The sequence below is a fragment of the Polaribacter sp. P097 genome, assembly GCF_036864555.1.
Classification (GTDB): domain Bacteria; phylum Bacteroidota; class Bacteroidia; order Flavobacteriales; family Flavobacteriaceae; genus Polaribacter.
This window is the reverse complement of sequence record NZ_JAZETJ010000002.1, coordinates 285,946-312,629: the sequence shown is the minus strand read 5'-3', so window position 1 is coordinate 312,629 and position 26,684 is coordinate 285,946. Positions and strand designations below refer to the sequence as shown.

18 protein-coding genes are annotated in these 26,684 nt (G+C 29.6%); 3 read left to right on the top strand and 15 right to left on the bottom strand.

Features of this window, described 5'->3' with window-relative positions; translation table 11 throughout:
• Positions 1 to 34: 34 nt before the first annotated feature.
• Positions 35 to 5,071 carry a translocation/assembly module TamB domain-containing protein gene (locus tag V7R38_RS08625; RefSeq protein WP_438825595.1) on the bottom strand — a complete coding sequence of 1,679 codons (5,037 nt, stop codon included), beginning with the start codon at positions 5,069 to 5,071 and terminating at the stop codon, positions 35 to 37.
• A gap of 145 nt (positions 5,072 to 5,216) precedes the next feature.
• Between V7R38_RS08625 and V7R38_RS08620 the strand changes: the two genes are divergently transcribed.
• Positions 5,217 to 5,870, top strand: coding sequence for a peptidoglycan-binding domain-containing protein (locus V7R38_RS08620; RefSeq protein ID WP_334057594.1), 654 nt, complete (start codon positions 5,217 to 5,219; stop codon positions 5,868 to 5,870).
• Here the strand turns inward: V7R38_RS08620 and V7R38_RS08615 are convergent.
• From V7R38_RS08615 to V7R38_RS08565, 11 genes are all read right to left on the bottom strand, one after another.
• Positions 5,867 to 6,940: an AMP-binding protein gene (locus V7R38_RS08615; protein ID WP_334058649.1), complete on the bottom strand. Its 1,074-nt coding sequence runs from the start codon at positions 6,938 to 6,940 to the stop codon at positions 5,867 to 5,869. The genes V7R38_RS08620 and V7R38_RS08615 overlap by 4 nt on opposite strands.
• Before the next feature lie 16 nt (positions 6,941 to 6,956).
• Positions 6,957 to 7,874 (bottom strand): CPBP family intramembrane glutamic endopeptidase, encoded by a 918-nt coding sequence (locus V7R38_RS08610; protein ID WP_334057593.1) that lies wholly within the window; start codon positions 7,872 to 7,874, stop codon positions 6,957 to 6,959.
• Position 7,875: 1 nt separating this feature from the next.
• Positions 7,876 to 8,913: an o-succinylbenzoate synthase gene (locus tag V7R38_RS08605; RefSeq protein ID WP_334057591.1), complete on the bottom strand. Its 1,038-nt coding sequence runs from the start codon at positions 8,911 to 8,913 to the stop codon at positions 7,876 to 7,878.
• A gap of 6 nt (positions 8,914 to 8,919) precedes the next feature.
• Positions 8,920 to 9,435: an SRPBCC family protein gene (locus V7R38_RS08600; RefSeq protein ID WP_015480422.1), complete on the bottom strand. Its 516-nt coding sequence runs from the start codon at positions 9,433 to 9,435 to the stop codon at positions 8,920 to 8,922.
• Between the two features lie 9 nt (positions 9,436 to 9,444).
• Positions 9,445 to 10,413, bottom strand: a complete 969-nt coding sequence (gene menA / locus V7R38_RS08595; RefSeq protein ID WP_334057588.1) for a 1,4-dihydroxy-2-naphthoate octaprenyltransferase — start codon at positions 10,411 to 10,413, stop codon at positions 9,445 to 9,447.
• Positions 10,404 to 11,906: a PH domain-containing protein gene (locus V7R38_RS08590; RefSeq protein ID WP_334057587.1), complete on the bottom strand. Its 1,503-nt coding sequence runs from the start codon at positions 11,904 to 11,906 to the stop codon at positions 10,404 to 10,406. Before V7R38_RS08590 ends, menA begins: the two co-directional genes overlap by 10 nt.
• Positions 11,899 to 12,411 (bottom strand): PH domain-containing protein, encoded by a 513-nt coding sequence (locus V7R38_RS08585; protein WP_334057585.1) that lies wholly within the window; start codon positions 12,409 to 12,411, stop codon positions 11,899 to 11,901. The genes V7R38_RS08590 and V7R38_RS08585 overlap by 8 nt, the downstream gene beginning before the upstream one ends.
• 18 nt (positions 12,412 to 12,429) lie before the next feature.
• Positions 12,430 to 13,209: a (Fe-S)-binding protein gene (locus V7R38_RS08580; protein WP_015480426.1), complete on the bottom strand. Its 780-nt coding sequence runs from the start codon at positions 13,207 to 13,209 to the stop codon at positions 12,430 to 12,432.
• 78 nt (positions 13,210 to 13,287) lie between these two features.
• Positions 13,288 to 14,604 (bottom strand): (Fe-S)-binding protein, encoded by a 1,317-nt coding sequence (locus V7R38_RS08575; RefSeq protein ID WP_334057582.1) that lies wholly within the window; start codon positions 14,602 to 14,604, stop codon positions 13,288 to 13,290.
• A gap of 23 nt (positions 14,605 to 14,627) precedes the next feature.
• The gene (locus V7R38_RS08570) at positions 14,628 to 15,596 is read right to left on the bottom strand and encodes an MlaD family protein (protein WP_334057580.1); all 969 of its coding nucleotides are present in this window, start codon (positions 15,594 to 15,596) and stop codon (positions 14,628 to 14,630) included.
• Between the two features lie 55 nt (positions 15,597 to 15,651).
• A complete protein-coding gene (locus V7R38_RS08565; protein ID WP_438825594.1) occupies positions 15,652 to 16,746 on the bottom strand; it encodes an N-acetylmuramoyl-L-alanine amidase family protein in 1,095 nt (364 codons plus the stop codon).
• Positions 16,747 to 16,838: 92 nt separating this feature from the next.
• On the opposite strand from V7R38_RS08565, the gene V7R38_RS08560 reads away from it, so the two are divergent.
• Positions 16,839 to 19,529, top strand: a complete 2,691-nt coding sequence (locus V7R38_RS08560) for a putative LPS assembly protein LptD (RefSeq protein WP_334057577.1) — start codon at positions 16,839 to 16,841, stop codon at positions 19,527 to 19,529.
• Positions 19,530 to 19,558: 29 nt separating this feature from the next.
• Entirely contained in the window at positions 19,559 to 19,939 is a 381-nt protein-coding gene (locus tag V7R38_RS08555) for a Rid family detoxifying hydrolase (RefSeq protein WP_334057575.1), read from the top strand.
• 80 nt (positions 19,940 to 20,019) lie between these two features.
• Here the strand turns inward: V7R38_RS08555 and gap are convergent, their stop codons facing one another.
• The 3 genes from gap to V7R38_RS08540 form a co-directional block, all read right to left on the bottom strand.
• Positions 20,020 to 21,015, bottom strand: coding sequence for a type I glyceraldehyde-3-phosphate dehydrogenase (gene gap / locus V7R38_RS08550; RefSeq protein ID WP_334057573.1), 996 nt, complete (start codon positions 21,013 to 21,015; stop codon positions 20,020 to 20,022).
• 21 nt (positions 21,016 to 21,036) lie between these two features.
• A complete protein-coding gene (gene pfkA, locus V7R38_RS08545) occupies positions 21,037 to 22,020 on the bottom strand; it encodes a 6-phosphofructokinase (RefSeq protein WP_334057571.1) in 984 nt (327 codons plus the stop codon).
• Between the two features lie 140 nt (positions 22,021 to 22,160).
• Positions 22,161 to 26,540, bottom strand: a complete 4,380-nt coding sequence (locus V7R38_RS08540) for a translocation/assembly module TamB domain-containing protein (protein WP_334057569.1) — start codon at positions 26,538 to 26,540, stop codon at positions 22,161 to 22,163.
• Between the last annotated feature and the right edge of the window lie 144 nt (positions 26,541 to 26,684).

Genomic DNA, 26,684 nt, shown 5'->3' with positions numbered 1-26,684 from the left:
AAAAGAGACTATTTTTAATTATTTTTTTCAATGATTAGTTTTTTTTCTTTTCTAAACTTTTATCAATTTTATCTTCTTTCTCTTCTAACTTTTTATCTACTAGCTCCTTTTCTTTATCTGCTTTTTCATTCTGGGCTTTAAAAATTGCATCCCAAAGTTCTCTAAATTGATTAAACTCTTGTGTGAATATAAGAGCAATTCCATTAACTATGGTTTGCCCATCAATAACATTTTCAAATTCACTTTTTCTAAATCCTTTTAAGCGATATCTACCATCTTCAGACAATTTGTACTCTAAACTTACATTACCAATTAGCGGAGTTTCATCTCCTGTTTGGCTACTACCTTGCAAATCGACATCACTACCTACCCTAACTGTTAAACGATCATTAAATAACTTTTTCTGAGCAGTTACTCCTAATTGAGTTCTGTCTGTAGCGGATGTACCTTGGTAATCTGTATAACTGTTTAAATCAAAATCTAACTCAATTCCAGAATTGCCTAATATTTTGTCTGAAAATGCATTTAATTGTCCAGAAACAGCATCATTCAAATTATCTCTAGCTATGGTTGCAAAACCTCCTGAACTACCATCACTGCCTGAATCAGGATAAAACCTATTTAAAACCAACAGCGAAAACACCTGTTTATTTAGTTCCTCTTCTTGTTGATTTACCTGTTGCACTCTGCCATAAACTTGACCTCCAACTGCACCTTGTTCATCTTCTGGCATATCTAAATTAAAAGATATCTTAGGCTGTAATAAATCGCCATCGATATTTAGATAAACATTAAAAGGTAAAACTTGCTTAAATTTATTTTTTACTGATGGATCTTCATCAGAAATTTGAGCAGCCATTAAAGGCGATGCTGTTGTTTCAATTTTATATATGGCACTTACATCTAAGCTGGCATCAAAAGGATCTCCAGACCAAGAAACTCTGCCTCCAGGAGCTAGATTAAATCTTCTATTTACCAAACCATAAAGGTTTAATTCATAATGCCCAGAAGCAATTTCGAAAGTTCCTGTTAAAGATAATCTTCCATTAGGCACCATGTTAAAAATAAATTCTCCATCACCAGAAACATTAAAATTATCTCCTGTATCCTCATCAATTACTACAGTTACAGATGCTTCTTTATTTACATTTAATTTTGCAAAAATATCAAATCCCGTAATTACAGCCGACTTTTCTTCGGTTTGCGTAAGAATTGCATCCGGATTTTCTCTATTTACAAAAACCACAACATCATCTCTATTTTCTACACTAGCATAAGCAGTTGGCAAAACATAGGTAACATTGGTATCTGAACCTAGAGTTACGTTAGCAGATAATTTTGGTATTTGCAAATCTCCAGTTAAATCTGCATTCGCATTAAAAGTAGCTAAACCATACAATGATGGATTATCTTCTTTTTTGGCATTTAAAAGCCTAAAATCTTTAGCTCTTAATTGTAAATCAAATTCAGGATTAATAAAACTTTCTGTTAAGATTTTACCCGATAATACTAAAGAGTTTTTATTGGCATCTAAAATAGTAAACTGAGATAAATACAGACCTTCATTATCTAAACGTAAGTTTTCATTTTGCAAAGAAAATTTGGTGTTTAGCTTTTTAATTGTAAAATCTGCATTGTTAAAGTTTAAGTTTCCTTTATAATTTGGATTTGATACTGTACCTGTAACCTTAAAATCTCCAGAGAAACTGCCATTTGTATCTTTTACTTCGCCCAAAGAAAGTGTATTTAGGGCTTTCATTTTAAACTCATTTAGTTTGATATCTAAGTTTAAATTAGCATCATTATTTGCAACTACGTAATCACCCACTAATTCTAAATTGATATCGCCTTCTTTTAAGTTTGCATTAAAATCGTACTTATTTCCACCTAAAGATTTTGCATCTATAGAAAGCTTTCCTAAATCCGTTTTTAGTACTTTAAATTGATCAACTTTTAAATCTGCAACAATTCCTGTATCGTTAAATGGCTCTTCTAAAATAAAAGTTCCGTTTAAAATTCCGTTTGCGATATGCTTATCAGGATTCAAATAATTAAGTACTTCACTTATTTTAAAGTTTTTATAATTAATAGCAACATGCGTTTTTTCAATATTATCTGCTTTGTCTGTAATTGCTATGGATTGATTGTTTTTATCAATTTTAAAGTTGTTAAAATTAAGTTGATTGTTATTTACTAGAATCATGCTATTATCAGCAGGAATATTCCAATTTGACTTATTTAAAATCAAATTATTTGAATCTACACTAAAAACCAAACGTTCACGACTACCAGTAATTTTGGCAGCAACATTCATTAGAGTTTCCTCCTTATCAAAACCTTTAAAAGTTAGATCAAGCTGATTATTTACTTGTTTACCTGTAATTTTAGTTTGTGGCACTCTAAAAGGCGTAGCTTGAATACCCTTAAAACCAAGCTCAAAATTGAAGCTTTCTTTATCTGTATTCATGGTAAAAGCCAAACTATCTAGCTCATTACCACTATAATTTATATGAGGAGCTGTTATTTCTGCATCTAATTTTCTTTCTATTTCATTAAAATCTAAGGTAATATCTACAGTATCAATATCTTTTAAATTAACTAGAAATACATCTTCTAACAATGGAGTTTGAGAAATTTTACCTCTAAATTTAATGTTTACAGGGTTTTTAATAGTGTCTGTAACAACTACATCTCTGTAGAAATAACTTTCTATATGTTTTTGTAATGATGTTGCAAACGTTTGTGGATCTGTATTAGACTCCAACTTTAGGTTTACCATTTTGTTATTCAAATTAACTATTGTAGTGTCTTTATTGGTAAAACCATTTGCTGTAATTTGCCCTAATAGAAAAGTATCATTATCATAAACAACCACCCCATTTTTAATAATAGCATCAACTTGATACGACTCTAGGTTTCCATTAAAACTAGCAGAAATATCCATACCTGTTTTAATATTTCTTTGCATCAAACCTAAACCACCTAAATCTGCACCAATAATGTCTAAATTTAAATTGGCTTGGGTATTTGTGCTGTCTAATTCAACTTGGGCTTCTAAGTTAAAGTTTAAATTTTCATCTTTATAGCTTGACGAAAATTCACCCAAACCATTATTAAATTCACCTGACAGTACCACATCATTAATAGCATAATTGTTATAGGTGAAATCCGAAATAGTAGCATTTACAGTAGCATCTAAATTATTCAATGTATTTCCACTTCCTGAAGCTTTTAAGTCTAAACTAATTGCCCCTATTTGATCATTTTGTAAAAGCTTATTTACTTGATATTGATCTACTTTAATGGTAGCATCGAAGTCAATAATTTCTTTATTTTTAAACTGTCCATCAATTGCTATTGAACCTTGAGAAGACTCTAAAGTTAAATCGGTTTTAATATTTTCCAATCCTCCATTTACAGAACCACGTAATGCAATTTCTTCTGGAACTTGAATTCCAAAATCTTTTTCATTGATAAATTTTAAAATATCTGTTCTAGTTGTAGAAGCTTTTAAATTTGGTAGATTAACTTGCAACTCATTAGGATTGGTGGCATTGAGAATATTACCATCAACAATAATATTTGTATTTGATCCCCAATTAATAGTACTTTTTTCTAAGGTGATGTTGGCCAAATTACCTTTGGCAAAAACAGAACCCTTAACTGGTTTTTTACTCAATTCTAAAAGGTAAGGATTACTTTTTAATGCTGGTTGAAAATTTAATAATTGCTTTAAGTCTAGTTGGATGGTTGGTAAGTTAAGTGCTAAATAGGCATTGTTAGGTGCTTCAATTAAATTGTTAATAGATAAATAATTCATCTTTATATTACCACCAACCTTGCTATCTTTTAATTTAAAGTAGAAATTATTTACAACTAATTTAGAGTCTGAAATAGAAGTTTGAAACTTTAATTGATTTAAATTTAATCCAGAGCTTTCTCTAAAGTTTAAAGTATTTACAGAAAGTTCTCCTTTTTTATCTTTAAAACTAATGTTTTTAGCTTTTAAATTTAGGTTTGTAAATGAAACTGCATCCGGATTAAATATGTTTTTCTCTATTTTCTGATTGTTTACAACATAAGAAATTGCATTATTTTCTAAGGATAAATCATCTAAATTAAATACTATTTCTGGCCATTGAAAAGTATTATTCGAACCTTTGTTCTCATTTGGTTGGCTAGACATATTAATATCTACAGTTGAGTTTTTTAAACTAACTGAATTAATATAAAAAATTGCATTCTCTAAATCGATTCTTGGAGAATTTGCCTCGAAATTGGTCAAATCTAAATTTGCGGCTATTTGATTTACTTGATCTTTATACAATAACTTGGTATTCTCAATATCCATATAGGTTGCAAAAAGATTAGGGAGAGGCACTTCTTCTGAAGAAATTAGTAGCACTGGTAATTGTTCAAATTGAATATTTGAACTAGATAAGTTGATACCACTTGTCTCAAAAATCATTTTGTCGATATCAAACTTTTGAACTTCTGTAGATAATTCGCCTATTTTAAAACTACTTTTAATTCCTAAAGGAATATCATCATAAACAATATCAAAATCATTCAACTCAAAGCTACCTAAAATAATTTCTGGAGATGTACTTGTGGTATCTTGAGGTACAGTATTTGAATTTTGAGCTGCAAAAGCATCTAATAAAAACTGAAAATTATAACCCTTAATAGTATCTTGCCTTTGAATATTTGCCTTTAATCCTGTCCATTCAACATTATCAACACCAAGGGCAGTTCCATTTATTAAGCCCCAAATAGGTAAGTTTGCTTCTAAAGTTTTCGAATAAATAAGTGTATCACCTTTTTCATCTTCTAAATACAAACCATCTAACTCCAGATTACCATCAAAAGTGATGAAAGCTTTATCAATATCTACTACTGTGTTGGTTTTACTAGATATGTAGTTTGTTGCTTTATCTACAATAATATCTTGACCCCAAGGACTTCTAATAAAAAGTAACAATAGAATTAAAAAAAATAAAACACCCAAAAACACCCTAAGAAACCTTCTTAGATAACGAAATTTACTTTTCTTATTTTTTTTGGCTGACACTACAAAAATTTTGATTTACAAAGATATTACAGCTGAGCTACTAAATTATCTTATTTACATAAATTATTAACACTATTCAACTGTAATTATTCCTTAAAAAAGTTTTAATACATTTGTTACTACTAAAAAGAATAGCTTTAAACTGATGAAACAAATTATTATTTTTTTACTTCTAATAATAGCTGCAGTAATTGGCTATGGAGAATATAGTGATTACCAAAGATACAATTCGCCAAATGTGAATTATAAATCAGATCTAAAAATAGATTTAAACTACTACAATCAAGAACTGATTAGTAACTACTATAAAGCTGTAGAAGACTTAAATAGCTATGTAAAATTACAATGGACTGCCAATGATATTGATGTTAGAGCTCCTGAAGATGAAGATTTAGAAACAAAAGATGCTGTTAAAAAATATGCTGATAAATTAGCATTAGTTAAATTCTATGAAGCTAAACTTCATAATTCATTGGAATTAAAAGCTGAAGGAAAAAATAATAAAGAGATACAATTTTTAGAATTAAATGGCATTAGCTTAGAAAAATATAACAATGAGCAGCATGCTCAGTTGATAAAGTCTTTGTTTAAAACCAATACAAAATTGTATAATGGCGAAAAAAATGCTATTATTTATGAGGTACAGAAAAAATTGGTTGAAAAAGGGGAAACTATAAGGTTAGATGGCGTTTATAGAATTGAAACTTTAAATGCAATTAAGGCTTTCGAAGAAAAAAACAATCTGCTTGCAGATGGATATCTAGATGAGCTGACTTTAGAATTGTTATTTCAAAACTAACTATTTAAGCTAATCTTTTTCATTGTTTCAGTTCGTTGAATCTTACCTGTTGATGTTTCTGTAAATTGATCTAGAAAGTAAATCTTCTTAGGAATTTCAAACTTAGTTAAGGTAGAAAAATTTTTTATTTGATCGATTGCAATACAATTTGCTGCACCTTCAACAATTAAAATTAATTTTTCTCCTAATTTTTCATCAGGAATTCCAGAAACAAAAAATCGGTTGGTTATTAATTGACCTAACTTCTTCTCTATTTGCTCTGGATTTAGTTTAATGCCCCCAGAATTGATAATATTATCAAAACGACCTAACCACTCAAATTCATTTTCTGATATTAATTGAACAACATCATTTGTAAATACAGTTTCTTTAGCAACCTTTGGAGCTTTGATAACCAAACAATTTCTTTGATCTATAAAAAGATCTACATCAGATAAAGCTTTAAAGAATGCCCTTTGTATAGGTAATTTAAGGCCAGTTTTTTCATTATTTACTTTTTGTACTGCAATATGGGTAATTGTTTCAGTCATGCCATAGGTAGCAAAAACAGCTGTTGAAACCTTTTGTAGTTTTTGATAAAGAGTATCGGAAATTGCTCCTCCACCTACAATTAAGGTATCAACCAAATCTAATTTAGACAGAGAATTTTCAACTTGCAAAGGCACCATTGCAGAAAAATCATAAGATGTATTAATATTTTGTAATGGTGAAGAATTAGATTCAACTATATCTAAATGCCATCCTAAAGTTACTGCTCTTATCAACATCATTTTACCTGCTATATAACTAATAGGTAAACATAATAATGCTTTAGTTGTGGCTTCTAGATTAAAATAAGCACCTGTTGCTTGTGCTGAATTAACCATAAAGTTTTTTTGCAGTTGAATTGCTTTAGGCTTACCTGTAGAGCCAGAGGTATTCACAATTACATAAGTTTCACTGTTGAACCATTCTTCTAAGAATAAGCTCGTTTCTAAGGAAACTTTTTTGGCATAATTGCACAAATCACCTTCATTGGAAAATGATTTACCATTCAATTTAAAATTTGGATGAATTTTGTTCTTCACAATTATCTCTTGTAACTAATTAATTATCACTAAGAGTAACAGGTTTTTCTATTTTGCCAAATAGTTTTTCTGACCAATTAGACCACTTATATTTCTTAGCAAACACGAAAAGCAAGATTGGGAAAATCACAAAAACAGGTAGGTAAACATCAGCCCCTAAAGCTGGTTCTGACATATCAATTAAAACAGAATCTGTTTGAAAAACGGTCCAATCTGCAGTTACTAAAACAGCAGTAAACAGGTTATTTGCTGCATGGAATCCCAGTGCTAATTCTAAACCTTCATCCATCAAGGTTAAAATACCTAAAAAGAAGCCTGTACCAATATAATATATGAGTAATTCATACCCTAACTTGCTTACCTCAGGATTTGCAATATGTAAAACTCCAAAAACAACCGATGTAAAAATTAAAGGAAACCATCTAGTTTTAGTTGCAACACCTAAGCCTTGCATTAAATACCCTCTGAATAAATATTCTTCAAAGCTGGTTTGTAGTGGAATTAATAAAACAGCAACTACAAGTAAAACTAAAAACTTATTAAGGTTAAAATTCCATTGATAATTTTCTGGAGATGCAAAATAATCAATCATTAAAAAGGCTGTTGTTACAGTACCCCATAAGAAAAATGCAAAAAACACTCTTTTCCAATCTATTTTTTTTCTAGAGGTAGTTAATGATGTTAATGATTGTTGATGCACATATTTTGTCCATAATAAAACTGCAGCTAAACCTACTGCAAACGGAATGAGACTTTCAATTAAGAAACGTGTTGCACCTTTATTTTCTATTTCTGTTTGAATTATTTTATCAACATCTAAATCTAGAACCATCATTGCTAAAAAATTTAGAAACATTAGACCAAAAAATAAAAATGGAATAATTAAATATTTCCACATTCCTAATTCTCCTTTGTATGCTTGTTGTATGTAATTCATATTAATAATTAAAATTCCAATTTAAACTTGTATTGTATTGCAATGTTCCTTTTTTAACTTCTAAAGGGCTTTGAATATTATTGGTAAATAAACTTCCAGTACCTAAACCTTGAGGCAAATTACTACTTAAAGTGTAAGTAAATTGTGCTATTGCATTTAAACCTACATTACTTTCTAAGGCAGAAGTTATCCACCAACCACAATCATTTTCTTCTGCTAAGTTAATCCACTCAGTACTACCTGCAAATCCGCCAACCAAACTAGGTTTTAAAATAATATATTGAGGCTTTATGGTTTGAATTAGATTGCTTTTAGCCTCCTTAGAAAATACACCTATCAATTCTTCATCTAAAGCAATTGCTAAAGGAGTTACCTCACATAATTCAGCCATTTCTTGTAATTGACCTTGTTTAATTGGCTGCTCAATTGAGTGAATTTCTAATTCTGATAATACTTTTAATTTCTCTAGAGCAGTACTTGGGTCAAATGCCCCATTTGCATCTACCCTAAGCTCTATTTCTTTTGACGAAAATTCCTTTCGAATGGATTTTAGTAATTCAATTTCAGTATCAAAATCAATGGCTCCAATTTTCATTTTGATACATGAAAAACCCGATACTAACTTTTCTTTAATTTGAGTTTTCATGAACTCTTTGTCTCCCATCCAAACTAAACCATTAATAGGTATAGCACTTTTACCTTGTGTAAAATTAGAAGGAAATAACTCAAACTTATTTTTACTTTTTAAAGATAAAAAAGCCTGTTCTAGACCAAATTGAATTGATGGGTAATGTGCAAGCTCTTCTAATAAAAAATCTAAACCTTTGTTGATACTGTTACAAACCCAAGTTAATTTTTCTTCGTAATTAGAAACATCATCTATACTTAAGCCTCGAAACAAGCCTGTTTCTCCTACTCCAATTTTATCATTCTCATTTAAAATGATAAAATAGGTTTCTTTAGTTCTTAAAATTCCACGAGAAGTACCACTTGGATTTTTAAAATTTAGAATGTACTTTTTATAACTAGCTTTAATCAAAATGAATTATTTATTTTCTATATACGTTTTAAAATTATTCAAATAACCTTGATCTTGATCTTGAAAAGTTGACTTAAAATATGGAAACATGCAAGCCATAATATAAGAATCGCTTCTGCAACTTGAATTTAAAGTTATAGTGGTTATTCCATTATTTTCGGTAAAAACATAATCATCTTTCTTTAGCATATTTTCTGCATCAAAAAATAGGGTAACTTTTTCATTAGGTACATAAGCCATCACCTTCTCTGTCATTGTAATTTCTTGACCTTGGTTGTCTAAAACTATTTTATAGCTACTACCTGTTTTACCTACATTTTCATTTATAGTCTTTACAGATTTAATTTCAGGAATCCAATTCTTCACATTTTCTGTGGTATTAAAAGTTTTAAAAACTTCAGCTAAAGGCTCGTTCACAGAAACTTTAGCTTCATAGTTTGTTTCTTTTACCAATAAGCCTGTTGCAAAAAATGCTAAAACTAACGCTGTAATTATACCTAATATAATTTTTATGGTTTTCATAATTTCAATTTAAAAAATAAAGTTTGTAATCCCGAAAATTAAAGCAAATAAGAAAGTACTTAGTGCAACTTTTTTTAATTCGCCATCTAATTCTGCTGGAATTGTATTTTTAGAAACAGTTATAATATTTAAAATTAACGGAATAAATGCTACTAAATATATCAACTGGTAATAGCTTTCAAAATTAAGATAAGTGTAGCTTAAAGCAGCAATTAAGGCTCCTAAAATTAATGAATAATGATAAATTTTTGCATTTGCAATTCCTAATTTAACTACCAACGTGTTTTTATTATTGATTTTATCTTCATCTCTATCTCTTAAATTATTAAGATTTAGAACTGCTGTGCTTAACAAACCAATAGAAATTGCTGGTAAAAAAATTTCAAAATTGATGGCTTTTGTGAATAGGAAATAACTACCAACTACACTTAACAAACCAAAAAATAGAAATACGAAAATATCTCCAAAACCAGAATAGCCATAGGCTGAATTACCTACAGTATATTTAATAGCTGCAACTATAGAGGCTATTCCCAAAACAAAAAAGAGAATAGAATAAAGAAAATTTTCTTTTCCGAAAGAAAAATAAATCAGTAGCAATGCAATAATTAACGTGATAATTGTAGTTACAATCATAGCGTTTTTCATTTGTTTAGGAGTAATTGCACCACTTGAAACCATTCTTGCTTCTCCTATTCTATTTTTATCTGAACCTTTAATACCATCTCCATAATCATTTGCAAAATTAGACAAGACTTGAAAACCAATTGTGGTTAAAATTGCCAAAATAAATATTGTAATAGACGTTTCTACATCAATATGATTTACTTGAAAAGTTGTACCTAAATCATCGCTTATATTTTTCGAATCTGAGTTATTGAATTGTGAAACTCCTAAAAGTGAGCCTACTATAATACCAGAAACTGATAATGGTAAAGTTCTTAAACGTGCTGCTTTTATAAAACTTTTTACATCCATGGAGCATTGCTTGTTTCTACTTTAAACAAAGTATGATTATAAATTTTAATAGCTTCATTATAGGCAATACAAGGTATTTCAATTTTACCAGAAGCTGTTTGTAAAACTATATCTGCAACATTACTTCTTTTTTGAAAGATAGACTGTTTCATCTTAATATTTTGAACTTTAAAAATATCTAGATACACCAAATGTGTTTCCAACAACCCCTTACCCACAATTAACATTTCATCAGAAATTTGATAAAACCTTTTCTTTATTTTCTTTAGAATTAAGAACACTGCTAAGGGAGCAACCAATAATAAAGAATAAAAAACCTCTATATGAGAAATGAAATAATAGGTTACTGAATACAAAATAAAAAAGAATAAACTTGTCCAAAAAAATATTCTCTTTTTGTAATAAGAGTCAGGGTTCTTTTTGACATTATTCTCAACATTAAGTGTTTTAAAAATTGATTCTTTAACAATTTCTATCTGATCTTTTTTACACCCAACCAAACGAATTAACTTTTCTTTCTTTGCATTATTTACCTTACCACTAACAGCTTGTTTGAAAGTGATGAATGATATACCAATAAGTCTCTTTAAAGGATTTGTAGAAATCGTTACGTTTTGAATTTTTTGCTTCTTTAAAACAATTGATTTCTTGGTTAGCAATCCTTGATTTATCTCGAAAGCATCATCTTTTAAATATGCTCTAAGATTAAAATGGATTAAAAACACCTTTACAAAAGAACTAATTAAAGCGATTAGCGTTAGTAAAATTACCAATATTGTAACTAATACAACACTTGCAGATAAATTACTGGTACTTTCAGAAATGTAACCATCTAAAGCCTCAGCTTTACCAAAACTTTCTGAAATTTGTTGAATTTGGTTAAAAAAACCAATAACGATAGCAAAAAAAAGAAATAAGTTCTGAAGGTGATTTTCAGTTAAACTAACCTTTAATAGAGAAAAAAAGCTAATTTTTATAATTGGTTCTATTTCCTGCTTCTCTAAAACTTCAATATCTAATTTTTTAGCTTCAGAAATAGCTGCCTTTAATGCTTCTGCTTTTTCTAAGGACAATGCTTTAATTGCAATTTCTGTGTCTTTAGAACCTGCTGTTTCAATACTTACCTCAAACACACCTATAATTTGCTGAACTATATTTTGTTTAAAATTAATGTTCTGAATTCTATGAATAGGAATTTCTACTAATGTCTTTTTTAGAATTCCTTTTTTTAAAATAAAATGCTGATTTTCTATTTTAAACTGAAAATTAATATAAATTAAATAAGCTCTCAGTAATAAAAGTGCCAGCAGTAATCCTATCCCTAAATAAATATAAATAGCCCCATAAGAGGAAAACTTAGAGAAATCTTTAAAAATTATGAATAGAAAAATCCAAAATAATTTGATAACTCTATAAATCTCTGCAAAATAAATAATGAATATTCCTTTTGGAGATTGTTTAGAGAATTCGGAAAATGTATACGAATTATTCATTAATTTTTGAGCTAATGAATTCTTTGATTTCTAAGGCTTCCTGCTTTTTAATTCCTTTAATTACTAAATCATCACTAGAATCTCCAGCTGTATATACACTTAAAGAAGCAAGGTTAAACAATCTTGATATTGGTTTTTCATCGGTTTCTACATGCTGAATTCTTGAAAATGGCACTGTTGTAGTTTTTAAAACTAACAATCCAGACTTGTAAGAAATATCCTTTTCTCTTAAAGCATATTTTTTCTTCGGAAATGCTAAAAGCGTGTATAACAAGCAAAGTGCAAAAAAGGAAGTAAAACCAAAATAAATATAAGTGCTATAGTTTAAAACATCTTCTGAAAAAGCATATTGATGCAAAGCTATTAAACCCAAAAATAGTATTATAAAAACTAAAAAAAGATTGATTAAAATTACTTTTAAATAATCTTTATCAATCTTTTTAAAATGTATTTTAGTAATGTCTGGTAATTCTGTAACGAGTTCGTTTTTAAAATTTTCTGACATTTTTAATAAAACCTTATTTTACAAATTATTTGCTTCTGCTATCAATTCTGCGATATCTTTAACAACAACTTCAGCCTCTTTTTCTTTAAATTTAATACCATCTGTCATCATAGTATTACAATATGGGCAACCAGTTGCAATAATGCTAGGGTTTGTTTCTAAAGCATCTTCTGTTCTTAACACATTTACTTCTTTATCTCCTGGCTCTGCATCTTTAAACATTTGTGCACCACCTGCTCCACAACATAAAGCTGTAGATTTATGGCGCTTCATTTCTGTTAAATTTACACCTAATCTCTTAATTAAATCACGAGGAGATTCATAAACTTCATTGGCTCTACCTAAATAGCAAGGATCATGAAAAGTAACTCTTTTACCTTTTAGAGTTGCATCATCTATTTTTAAGCGGCCTTCTTTTATTAAATTTTGAATGAACTGTGTATGATGATAAACCTCATACTTACCTCCTAAAGAAGGATATTCATTTTTTATAGTATTGAATGAATGTGGGTCACAGGTTACAATCTTTTTAATTTCATAGCCATTTAAAACCTCAATGTTCATCATTGCCTGCATTTGAAACAAGAATTCATTTCCTGCTCTTTTAGCTGCATCTCCTGTAGATGTTTCTTCTGTTCCTAAAACAGCAAAATCTACATTAGCTTGATGTAAAATTTTTACAAATGCTCTACTAATTTTTTTAGCTCTGTCATCGTAACTACCTGCAGCACCAACCCAAAACAACACTTCTGGTTGCTTGCCTTGAGCCATCATATCTGCCATTGTTGGTACATTCATATCTTTCGTTTTTAGTGTTAAATTTTAAGTACTTAGTTATTGAAACTACTAATTAACTACTTAAATTTAAATATTATCTTATTCTTCGTTTGCCCAGTTTAATCTATCTTGTTGATTATATTGCCAAGGAGCACCATTATTTTCAACATTGGTCATCATCATATTTAATTCTTGAGGTGCAGCACTTTGCTCCATAACTAAATATCTTCTCATATCCATAATGATAGAAAGTGGATCTATGTTTACAGGACATTCTTCTACACATGCATTACAACTTGTACAAGCCCATAATTCTTCTGGAGTGATGTAGTCATTTAATAATTGCTTACCATCATCTTTAAATTCACCTTTGTTTTCATCAATGTTTCTACCAACTTCTTCTAAACGATCTCTAGTATCCATCATTATTTTACGAGGAGAAAGCTTTTTACCTGTTAAGTTTGCAGGACATGCAGATGTACATCTCCCACATTCAGTACAGGTGTATGCATTTAATAATTGCACCCAGCTCAAATCTGCAACATCACTAGCTCCAAATTTTTCTGGTACAGTTTCCTCTGCTCCTTCTTCTGGCACAGCATAAGGATCTGCATCAGGATCCATCATTAATTTTACCTCATTAGTAACAGCTTCTAAATTATTGAATTGACCTTTTGGTTTTAAATTCGCAAAATATGTATTTGGAAACGCCAGAAGGATGTGTAAATGTTTAGAGTAATATAAATAGTTTAAAAATACTAGAATACCTAAAATGTGAATCCACCAAGCAGTTCTCTCGATTAAATGAACGGTCTCTGCAGAAAAACCATCAAATAATGGTGCCACAGATTGACTGATAGGATTTCCTATTCCTGCCTGCTGAAATGCTGTATCTGTAGCATTCATAACAATAAACAGCGTCATTAAAACCATTTCAAAGTACAAAATATAGTTACCATCTTTCTTAGGCCAACCTTTCATTTCTCTACTTAAAAATCGCTTGATGTTTGAAATATTTCTCCTTGTCCAGAAAATGATTACGGCTACAAAAACAAGTGCTGCTAAAATTTCGAAAGTTCCAATTAAGAAAGCATAGAAACTATCGCCAATAATACCTTGAAAAATTCTATGTGTTCCAAAAATACCATCTATAACGATTTCGAGAACTTCTATATTTATGATGATAAATCCGACGTAAACGATAATATGTAAAAATCCTGAAAGTGGTCTTTTAACCATTTTTGACTGCCCTAAAGCAATCATGGCCATATTTTTCCATCTTTCAGATTTATTATCAAACCTGTCTACATCTTTACCTAGTTTAATATTTCTTGATATTTTTCTGATGTTCATCACAAAAAAACCAATACCTGCAATTAAGGCTATTATAAAAAGTAAATTTGGTAAATATTGCATTATGTAAAAATTAAATTAGTGTTTTAGTCTTTTATAAATAGTAAACTATCTGGAGCTGTTGGTTCATATTCTTGTGGCTTTTTACCAAATAAAGAAAAATGAACATATCTTTTTGGGTTGATTTTTAAATCTCTTAGCAACTGCTCTAATTCTTTTGTTGCAGCCTCTACATTTCTGTATAACTCATCATCATTAATTAACCTACCAATAGAACCATCTGTAGAATTAATTTTCATAGATAATTCATTAAAATTATCTACTGCATTTTCTGCCTTTTGAATAATACTATTAAAATTAACAGTGGTTAAACTGTCTGCCAATTTGTTTAAGTTTCCAGTAATATTCTTCGTGTTTTCAAGAGTTTCTTTTAAATTATCTTGATTATCAACAACCAACGAATTTACAGTTTTAATGGTTTGTCTTAACTCGTAAATAGTTGCTGCTAAATTAGATACAGAAGAGTTTATACCATTTATGGTTTTATCATTTAAAATTTTATTTACACCACTAAACAAAGTATCTGCTCTTACAATTACTTTTTCTATTTTAGTTTGTAAAGGGTCTAGTCTTTCACCTATAGATGTAAAAAGACTTTCTTCCATTTCTCCTTTTAACATATCTCCAGAAACAGCCATTTCACCTTCATAATTGGGCACAATTGCTAAATTAGATGGAGATAATGGATTTGGCGAATAAATTTTTACAACACTATTTTTAGAAAACTGAAAGTCATTTTCTACAGCAAACGTCACAATTAACTGACCTCTTTTTTCTTCTGTAGTATTAAATGCTATGTCTTTAACTTGGCCAACTTTTAAACCATTTAAAGTTACAGAACTAGCTCTGTTTAAACCTCCAATTTTAGTGTATTCTACTTGGAATTCACGAGCTTTACCATCTAGTAAATCATGACCTTTTAAAAAGTTAAAGCCCCAAACAAAGGAAACAATAACGATAATTAAAATAATACCAATTTTTAATTCTTTAGACATAGATAGAAATTTACTAACAATATTACTACTATTTTTTATTTGCTACTAAGCAAATTTAAGGCATTTTATTCACTTCTTCTACAGATACTTTTGTACCATTTTTAAAAGCTACAAGAAATGCTGTTTTATAACCTTTCTGTCTAGCCACTTTTAATGATTTTTTAGCCTCTTTATATGAGGGAGTTACACCATAATAATACTTATAAAAAGTACCAACTTTAATTCTTTGGATATTTTTTAAACCTTTAAAATTATATGATTTTGTTGGTATTTTATTTTTACCTGAAGCAATTTGAACCTTAAATTCAATAAAATCTTTTTGCTCGGCTACTATGCCATTATCTACAACCGTATTTATTTTTAGATTAGTTACATAGTTTTCGATTGCTTGCGCAACAGATTTTGCCATTTTTTGTTGACCTTGTTTTGAATTTAAGAATCTGCCTTCTTTTTTATTCGTTAAAAAACCAAGCTCAACCAAAACACTTGGCATCACAGTTTCTCTTAATACTTGAAAGTTATCTTGTTTTACTTTACGATCGAGCCTGTTTAATTGCTTTGTGAAATTATTTTGAATAAGACTTGCAATCTCTAAGCTTTTGTCTAAATTCTCTTCTTGTAATAATGAGAAACCTACTACAGATTCTACAGAATTAGCATCAAAGCCCTTATATCTTTGCTCGTAATTTTCTTCTAATAAAACAGCTGCATTTTCTCTTTTGGCAATTTCTAAATTCTTTTTATTTCCTCTAAGTCCTAGAACAAAGGTTCCTGCTCCATGAGCTGCAGGTCTTGGTAAGTAAGAATCACAGTGAATAGACACAAAAAGATCTGCATCTGCTTTATTTGCAATATCACCTCTCTTCCATAAATCTATAAAAACATCTTTCTTTCTAGTAAAAATCACCTTGATATCTTTATTTTTCCTCAGCTCATCACCTACCAATAAAGCCACCTTTAGTGCTATATTTTTTTCATAATAACCATTTCCTCTATTTCCAGGATCTTTTCCTCCATGACCAGCATCTAAAACAATAGTATACTTTTTTTGTGCATTTGTAGTTATAGGTAAGAATATCATAAAACAAAAGGCTATAAAAAATAGCTTTTGAAGAATGGTATTAAATTTGTGGATTTCTAGAAAATTCATCAATAAAATTTAACTAATTTTGGCATCTTTAATTTTGTGTTTCAAATATTGAGCCATACTTTTACTCATATACAAAAATAGTATTTATAGCATTGCAATCAAATCTATCATACCTACTTTTATTTTGTTGCTTCTTTTTTATAAAGTTAAGTTTTTCACAAGATATTCCTACTAAAAAGAAAATCGAAATTCCTTCTGTTAAGAAAGATACACTAATTGCTAAAAAAATAGATTCATTAGGCATTGTTAAAAGAGATTCTTTGTTGGCCAAAAAAACAGATACCATAAACTCTGATTCTATAAAGCCAAAGGAAAGCATAGACGATATCATTACACATATTGCTAAAGATTACACCATTCAAGATGCTAAAAATAAAACTGTAACTCTTTATAACGAAGCCAATATTACTTATACTGATATTGATCTAAAGGCGGGTATTATTATTATTGACTATAAAAACAATACGCTGTTTGCAAAAGGTATTGTAGATAGTACAGGCTATACACAAAGACCAAATTTTAAACAAGGTAATCAAGAATCTGAGCAAGATTCTCTTCTATATAACTTTAAAAGTAAACGAGCTTTAATTTATGGTCTAAAAACGCAACAAGGTGAAATGTTTACTTATGGTGAAAAAACTAAAAGAGTAAATGATTCTACTATTTATATTAGAAAAATTAGATTTACAACTTCAGATAAAGAAAATCCTGATTATTATATTACAACCAATAAAGCAAAATTAGTACCTGGTAAAAAGATTATTGTTGGTACAAGTAATTTGGTTTTAGCTGATGTACCTACTCCACTATTTTTGCCTTTTGCATATTTTCCTATGAGCGAAAAAAGTGTTTCTGGTTTTTTAATTCCTGCTTTTGATACTGGAAGTAGCTCAAGAGGAATTGGTTTTCAGAATGGTGGGTATTATTTTGCCATTAATGATTATGTAGATTTAACGCTGTTAGGTGATGCTTATTCTAATGGAAGTTGGGGAGTAAGAATGTCTTCTAACTACAACAAGAGATATAAGTTTAACGGAACTTTTAGTTTTAACTTTGAAAATAACATCAATGGTATTAGAGGGTTTGATGATTTTTCTAGAGCGAACAACTTTAATGTTAGATGGTCTCATAATCAAGATTCTAAAGCGAGTCCGAATTCGAGATTTACAGCTTCTGTAAATTTAGGTAGTAGTCGATTTTTTAGAGAATCTTTAAATCAATTTAATGTTTCTCAATCTCAAAACAACACCTTTAATTCGTCTATAAATTATAGTAAAAACTTTGTTGGTACACCATTTAATATGGCTGTTACAGCTTCACATCAACAAAATACAAATACAGAAAGTATTATAATGACTTTGCCTTCCTTAACGCTAAATATGAATAGGATTTATCCTTTTGCTGGAAAAAATGGCGTTAAGAAAAACCCAATTCAAAAATTAGGTTTTAACTACAACATGCAGGGTCAGTATTTGATAAACACTACAGATGACGAGTTTTTTACAAGTAAAATGTTTGAAACTGCAAGAGCTGGTGTACAACACAAAACAAGTACAAATACCAACATAAAAGCTTTCAGGTACTTTACACTTTCACCAAGTGCAAACTATGAAGAGACTTGGCATTTTGATTATGTTCAAAAAACATACGATCAAACCAATAACGAAGTGGTTACAGATACTTTGCGTGGATTTAAATCTTATAGAGAATATAATTTAGGTGTTAGTTTATCAACAAATATATATGGTGATTTTTCTTTTTCTAAAGGAAGACTTAAAGCAATAAGACATACGTTTAGACCAACTATCTCTTATACTTACAGACCAGATTTTCAAGACAGATACTTGCAGCAAGTACAACAAAGTGCAGATCCTTTAGATGTAATTGATTATACTGTTTTTGATAATGGTATTTATGGAAGACCCTCAGGAGGATTAAGCAATTCCATTGGTATTTCTTTAAACAACGTTTTAGAAGCAAAAATAGCTCCCAAAGATCCTGATAGCGATGAAGAGGACGAAAAAATAATGATTTTAAATAATCTTAATTTTAATACTGCCTACAATATTGCTGCAGATAGTTTACGTTGGTCTAATGTAACATTTAGTGCTGGTACTCGTTTGTTTAAAGACAAACTAGCAGTAAATTTTAATGGAAGTTTAGATCCTTATCAAGTAAATGAAAATGGGGTTAGAATTGATAAATTTAATCCTGGTATTTTTAGATTATCTAATGCTAATTTAACTGCAAACTATTCAATTTCTAGCAAAGATTTTGAAAAGGATTCAAAAAATAAAAGTGCAAACCAAGAAAGCAGAAATGGAAATGGTGCAAACAACCCTCCAGATACCATGGGTGCAGATATTGATCCTACCAACAGGTTTGGTAGACAAGATGCCAATGATGTTGGAGGTGGAACAAAAGAGACAGAACTTTACAACTCTAAAATTCCATGGACTTTGAACTTAGTGTATGCAGCTACATACAGAAATAATGGTGTAGATCCTGGAGAAATTGGCGTACATACTTTAGGCTTTAGTGGTAATATTGAGTTGTCTCCAAAATGGAAAGTGGGTTATTCTTCTGGTTATGATGTTAAAAATGGTGCCTTTTCGTTCTCAAGATTTAATTTTACTAGAGATTTAGACAGTTGGCAATTTAATTTTAATTGGGTGCCTTTTGGATCTAATTCTTCATACACCTTTTTTATTGGTGTAAAATCTTCTACACTTGCTGATTTAAAATGGGATAAAAACAAACCACCAGACAGATTATTATTCTAATAATAATTGCATAAAAAAATCAAAATCAAATGAAAAAAATAATATCGACTACAAAAGCTCCAGCTCCTATTGGACCTTATAATCAAGCAGTTTTAAGCGGAAATACATTGTACACTTCCGGTCAAATTGCTATTGATGCAGAAACTGGTGAATTAGTAATAGATTCAATAGAAGCTGAAACTAAAAAGGTGATGGAAAATATGAAAGCAGTTTTAGAAGCTGCAGAAATGACATTTGAGAATGTTGTAAAATCATCAATTTTTATTTCAGACATGAACAACTTTAGTGAAATAAATAAGGTTTATGCTCAATATTTTGATGAAGAAACTGCACCTGCTAGAGAAACAGTTGAAGTAGCAAATTTACCCAAATTCGTTAATGTAGAAATTAGTATGATTGCTATTAAGTAATTTTAAAAACGACCTTTTTAAAAATAAAAAAAACCTGATAGAATATTCTATCAGGTTTTTTAGTATTATGTTTTCTATAATTATAGAGAAGCAGAATATTCTACTAAGTCTACTAATTTAGTTGAATAACCAATTTCATTATCATACCAAGAAACAACTTTTACAAAGTTATCATTTAAGGCAATACCTGCATTTGCATCAAATACAGAAGTACGAGTTTCACCAACAAAATCTTGAGAAACTACTAACTCTTCAGTATATCCTAAAACTCCTTCCATTTCATTTTCTGAAGCTGATTTCATAGCTGCTTTTACTTCTTCGTAAGTAGCACCTTTTTCTAATTTTACAGTTAAATCTACTACAGAAACATCCATAGTTGGTACTCTAAATGCCATACCAGTTAACTTACCATTTAATTCAGGAATTACTTTACCTACTGCTTTTGCAGCTCCTGTAGAAGAAGGTATAATATTGTGAATTGCTGCTCTACCACCTCTCCAATCTTTTACAGATGGTCCATCAACAGTATTTTGAGTTGCAGTTGCTGCATGTACAGTTGTCATTAAACCTTCTGCAATTCCAAAGTTATCATTTAATACTTTTGCAATTGGTGCTAAACAGTTTGTAGTACAAGATGCGTTAGAAAAGATTGTATCTGAAGCTTGTAATTTTGTATGGTTTACACCCATTACAAACATTGGTGCATCACCAGAAGGTGCAGAAATTGCTACTTTTTTAGCTCCACCTTGAATGTGTAAATTTGCTTGTTCTAAACTTTTGAAAATACCTGTACATTCTAAAACATACTCAGCTCCAACTTCATCCCATTTTAAATCAGCAGGATTTCTTTCTGCAGAAATTCTAATTTCGTTTCCGTTAACAACTAATTTACCATCTTTAACCTCTACAGTTCCATCAAATGCTCCATGCACTGAATCGTATTTTAACATATAAGCTAAATAATCTACTTCTAATAAATCATTAATTGCTACAACTTGTACGTTATCTCTTTTTACTGCAGATCTAAATGCTAATCTACCTATTCTTCCAAATCCGTTAATTCCTATTTTTATCATTTTGTTAATTCTTTTTTTATGTTATGTAGACATGATGTCTGACACTCTTATTAATTCTTTATTTATTTTTGATTGACCTTTAATTGCTTTGTCTAAAGGAGTTACTGCCATTTTTTCGTTTAACAGACCCACCATTAAATTAGATTGACCTTCTAATAAACTTTCTACAGCTTTAACACCCATTCTACTTGCAAGAACTCTATCAAAACAAGAAGGTGAACCACCTCTTTGCATGTGACCTAAAACTGATACTCGAACTTCATATTCAGGTAGATTTTCTTCTACATAATCTTTAAGTTCAAATACGTTTTTACCAATCTTATCTCCTTCTGCAACAACTACAATACTAGAAGATTTACCAGATTCTTTACTTCGTTTTAAAGATTCTAATAAACGATCTAAACCAAGATCTTCTTCTGGTATTAAAATTTCTTCAGCACCTGCACCTACTCCTGCATTTAATGCAATATGACCAACATCTCTACCCATTACCTCTACAAAGAATAATCTATTGTGGGAAGAAGCTGTATCTCTAATTTTATCAATTACATCTACAACTGTATTTAATGTAGTATCATATCCTAAAGTATGGCTAGTTCCTGTAATATCATTATCAATAGTACCAGGAATACCCATTACTGGAAAATTAAATTCTTGATTAAAAATTAGTGCTCCAGTAAAAGTACCATCTCCACCAATTACAACAAGTGCATCTATGTTAGCAGCTGTTAAAGCATCGTATGCTTTTTGCCTACCTTCTTTAGTTCTAAACTCGTTAGATCTGGCCGACTTTAAAAAAGTACCTCCTTTATTAATAATGCCTTTTACGCTTCTTGCATCTAAAGAAATAAAATCTCCTTCAATCATACCTTGGTAACCTCTATAAATACCTGCACATTCAATTTTATAAAATGCACAAGTTCTTACCACTGAACGAATTGCAGCGTTCATACCTGGAGAATCGCCTCCAGAAGTCATTACTCCTATTTTCTTTATTTTACTCATATTTCAATGTAAAATTAATTCTTTTAAATGATTTATAATAATAAAGTTACGAAAACGATTGAGCCTAAATAGCCCATTTTTATTATAAAAATGTTAATTATTTAAGGCTAAAATTATGATTAAAAAATGGGTGGAAAATACTAATTCCCTTCGAAGTTAATTAGATTATTTTTAGGCACAAGAAGCGTATCTTTCTTAATTTCTGGCTTCTTTTTTTCTTTCTTTTTCTTTAAACCTATTTTTGATAAAAGTTCTGAAAGCGTATTAAAGTTTACTTGATAAGACAAACCAACTCCTTGTGTATAACCTTCTTCTTGTTGTGAATATTGAATTTCGTTCTGCCTATTAAAAATAACGCCTCTAAAGTTACCTTCTTCATTTAGTAAAACCTCTACTTTTACCTCACCTACAACACTAGATTGTGTTTGTGCACCAACAGGTACACCTACTTTACCATTAATAATTACTCTATCACTTACTTGTGTGCTTACAGAAACATCTACTTGATTGTCTATATTTAAACGATCTATACTGTTACCTTGATCTCCTTGCTGATAATCTACACCTAACTGAAATTTACTGTCAGGACTATTTAGAATACTGGAAAATGCTGTAGCAATTGCACTTGAAGCTGTACCTGTTAAGGTGTTATTTACATCGAAACTTACTTTTTCTGGGTTTCTAAAAGTACCAAAAGCCAAAAGTGAAATAAACTGAGTTGTTTTTTCATTGATATTATTATCATTTAAAACAAACTCCAACTCGCTTGCAATTGTTGGATCTACATTGGTTAATTGAATGTCTAATTCTTGCTTAGAATTAAATAAATCTCCAGTAATTCTAGTCACTAAATCTATTTCTTCTTTTCTGTTAGAATTAAAGTTCTGTAGTAAAACTGCAGGGTTTGCTTTGGCTTTATAGATTGCTGTTACATCTAGATCTGCTTCATAAGGGTTACCATTCCAAGAAACTGTACCACCTTTTTGAATGATAAATGGTTTGTTGATAATTCCTCCATACTTAAAATCATATACTCCACTATCTATGGTATAATCTCCAAACATATCAAACCTACCTCTAGTATTAATTACTATTTCTAAATTACCAGAACCTCTACCAGTTAATTGGCTACCATTTACTTCATCAATTACTACTTGTGCTTCTGCATCTTTGGTAACATCTAAATTTATGTTTAAAGAAAGCCCCTTTATAGCTTCTTGTGCTAGTTTTCTTTGACGTTCTTCAGTGTCCATTTTATCTGTCTTAAAATGAATTAATTGATAACTATCTACTGTTTCTATGTCTTTTAACGGAACTACAAATTTTGTATTTGGATTAGTTTCTGCATTAACAGTAATATCTAATTGATCTGTTAAACCTGTAATACTTGCTGAGCCATCTATAAAGGCTGTTCCATAGTAAAGTGCTTCTTCTGTATTTTGGGTATCTAAAACCAATAAATTATCTGTAACAATTTCTAAGTCTAAGAACCACTGTTCAAAATTTTGATGAGTTATGTTACCCAATAAAACACCTTCTGTTTTGTATTTAGAATCTAATAGTTTAATGTTTTCGAAAATAAATGATTGTTCTGATAAAGTTATGGTTGATAAACCATCAAAATCTAAGTCTACATTTAAATACGGAAATTTTAAACCTGCATCATGCAAACGCAAAGTACCTTCCATATCCGGATTTCTTAAAAATCCTCTTAAATAAAAATCCCCTGAAACCAAACCTCTCATAGAAGAGATTACATCTGCGCCTAAAGGACTAAATGCCTTTAAATTATAATCTTCTAAAAATACTTGCAAATCAATTAAAGGCCTTTGGTTAGAAAAATCTAAATTACCTGTAGCTGCAATGCTTTTTACTTTATCATTATTTATAGATAAATCAACTTTGTATTTATCGTAAGCATTATCACCAACAACATTCAAGGCCAATTCACCTTGTTTAAAATCATTTACCTCAAAATCTTTAATAATTAAAGTAGCTTCTGGAGTATATATATTATTTGCTTGAACAAAATCAATATTACCTGTAACCTTACCTTTTAAAGCCAAACTATCTATTTCTGGTAAGAAGCTTTGCAGCTTAACCTTGGTTAAATCTGCTAATAAAGTTTTTTCAGTGTCTCCTAAAATACTACCAGTAAATTCAACTTTTTGTTCGCCTGAAACCAACTTGAACTGACTAAAATTAAACTCATTACTCTTTAAATCGAATACAATTTTATCTGTATTTAATTCATCAGGATTTATACTCCAAATGGTATTTTTAAATTCAAACGTAGATTTCTCAAAACCCAATACAGATTTTTGATTTTCATTAATTGTATAGAAAAAATCTAAGTTAAAATTTTCTTTGTTTTGAGGACCTCCATCAAATTCTGATTTAAAAAATAAAGTGTCATTTTGTGTTCTGTTCAGTAAATTCAATTTAGAAACATTATAATATTTTGTATTTACTTCTGATGCTGTTAAGTGCGAATTATATAGAGGATTTTGATTATCTGTTCTTAGTAAAACATCCTTTAATTCATTGCCATAAACATCTATTTTCGGCGATGAAAATGTGAGTCTTAATTGGTTTTTATTTGATTGAATTTTACCTCTTATTTTGGTATTATCATCTATAGAAATTTCTGGGTAAAACACAGACACTATTTGATTATAAATGGTAAAGTTAAAATCTAAATATTGGTTTGGAGCTACAGGATAAGGCTCGTAATTGGTATAAATACTACCTAAAGCATTTTGTGCCACATTTGGAACTTCAGAAAAAGTAAACTTACCAGAAATATATCCATTTGCAATATCTTCTGATGTTACTTGAATCTTTTTAATACTATCTTTTACAGAAGACGAAATATTGAATTCCTTAAAGCTAAATTCTTCTTTTTCATTAGTATAAAATACATCTGTAAACGTGGCATTACCAATAATATCATCTAATGTGTTACCTTCTACATCTAAAGAAATAAAACCTTTTAATTGAGCTGTGCTATCTCTTGTAAAAAGGTTTGTTTCTTTTAAATCTAAATATTTAATTTCTGATAAAAAATCAAATTTATTCACTGCTGATGATAAATCCGCCAAACCTTTAAAATCCATTTTAAAGTTGGTATCATCTATAGACAAATCACCATCAAATTTATTATTTTGGTATTGACCATTTGCTAAAATTGAAGTGTATACATAGTCTTTAAACTCAAATTCTGAAATTTCTCCTATAAACCTTGTATCTATGTTTTCTAGTTGAAAACCACTACCATCTACATCACCTTTTAAAGAAATAATACCAAACAATGGATCATTAAAAAATACACCAATATCAAATTTTTGCAGTTCTACATCTCCATCATAAACTGCAAAATCAATATCATCTATGTTTGTAATTTGTAAATCTGTAATTGCATCTCCTATATCCGATTTTACATCTATAGTTGCCTGCATTTGCTCTGGAGTAACTTTTAGCCTACCCTTTACCGTAAATTTACCCAATTTACTAAACTCTGAAGGAACGTTTTTACCTAAGACATTTGGTAGAATTCGTTTTAACTCATTATAAGTTGCTGTAAGATTGTTTAAATCTCCCTCAAAAATAAAGCCTCTTTCTACATCTACAGCATTTACAAAAGATAAATCTCCATTTACATACAAGCCTTTCTTATTGCTGAGATTTAAATTTTTGAGTTCGAAATTGTTAAGCTTTCCATCAAAAACACCCTTAAAATCTAAGATATCATTACTACTTAGTTCGTTGTAGAATTTCTTTACATCTTGAATTGCTATTTTACTATCGGTAAAATTTGCATCTATTTGAACTTTGTTTACAAAATCTGCTAAATCTTCTCTTTCATAAGTAAAAAGAATATCGCCTTTTATATCTGTTTTTTTAGTTTGAAGCGTAGTATTTAAAAACTCCATTTGAGTTTTAGTGTAGGTAAAATCTGTAGTTAAATTAGATACTTGTAAATTGTTCATATCAACAAAATACAAGCCTCTTATATCAGAAGAAAAATCTGGCCCAATAATAGATAGGTTTTGCAAATTACCACCAGCATTAGTGACTGAATAATTTAAAGAATCTTTTTTGTTAGCATTAATAATTTTAAAATCTAAATTATCTACATAAACATTTTCTGATTTTAAAATAAAAGGATTTAATGAATCTTTCTTTGAACCATCATCAAACGAATCTATGAAAATAGCCATGTTATCATCTTCTTCGCCTTTATAAGTTTTCATGTAATAATAGGCATCCTCTAAATAAATAGGTCCTAGTAGAACTTCTTTATTTAAAACCTTATTCGCATTTAGAATAGAAGTACTTAATTTATCAACAAAAATAAGGGTATCTTGATGATGGTCTCTAATTTTAACTCCTCTAAATCGTACACTTCCTAAAAGTGAAAAGTCAACTTTTTCGATGGTTAAATCTGTACCAAAATCATCATTAATTCTTTTTGTAAAATAATTACCAAATTTTGTTTGAACAGCAGAAATTGATAGCAAAACACTTAACAACAGCAAAAGGAGCACAAAGTACCCTAGAAATTTTAGAATTTTTTTGCCGAAATTTTTAATAACAATCAATTTTTTAAAAGTAACTAACCCCCTAAGTATAATACATATTTTAGCTACTTATTACAAAGAACG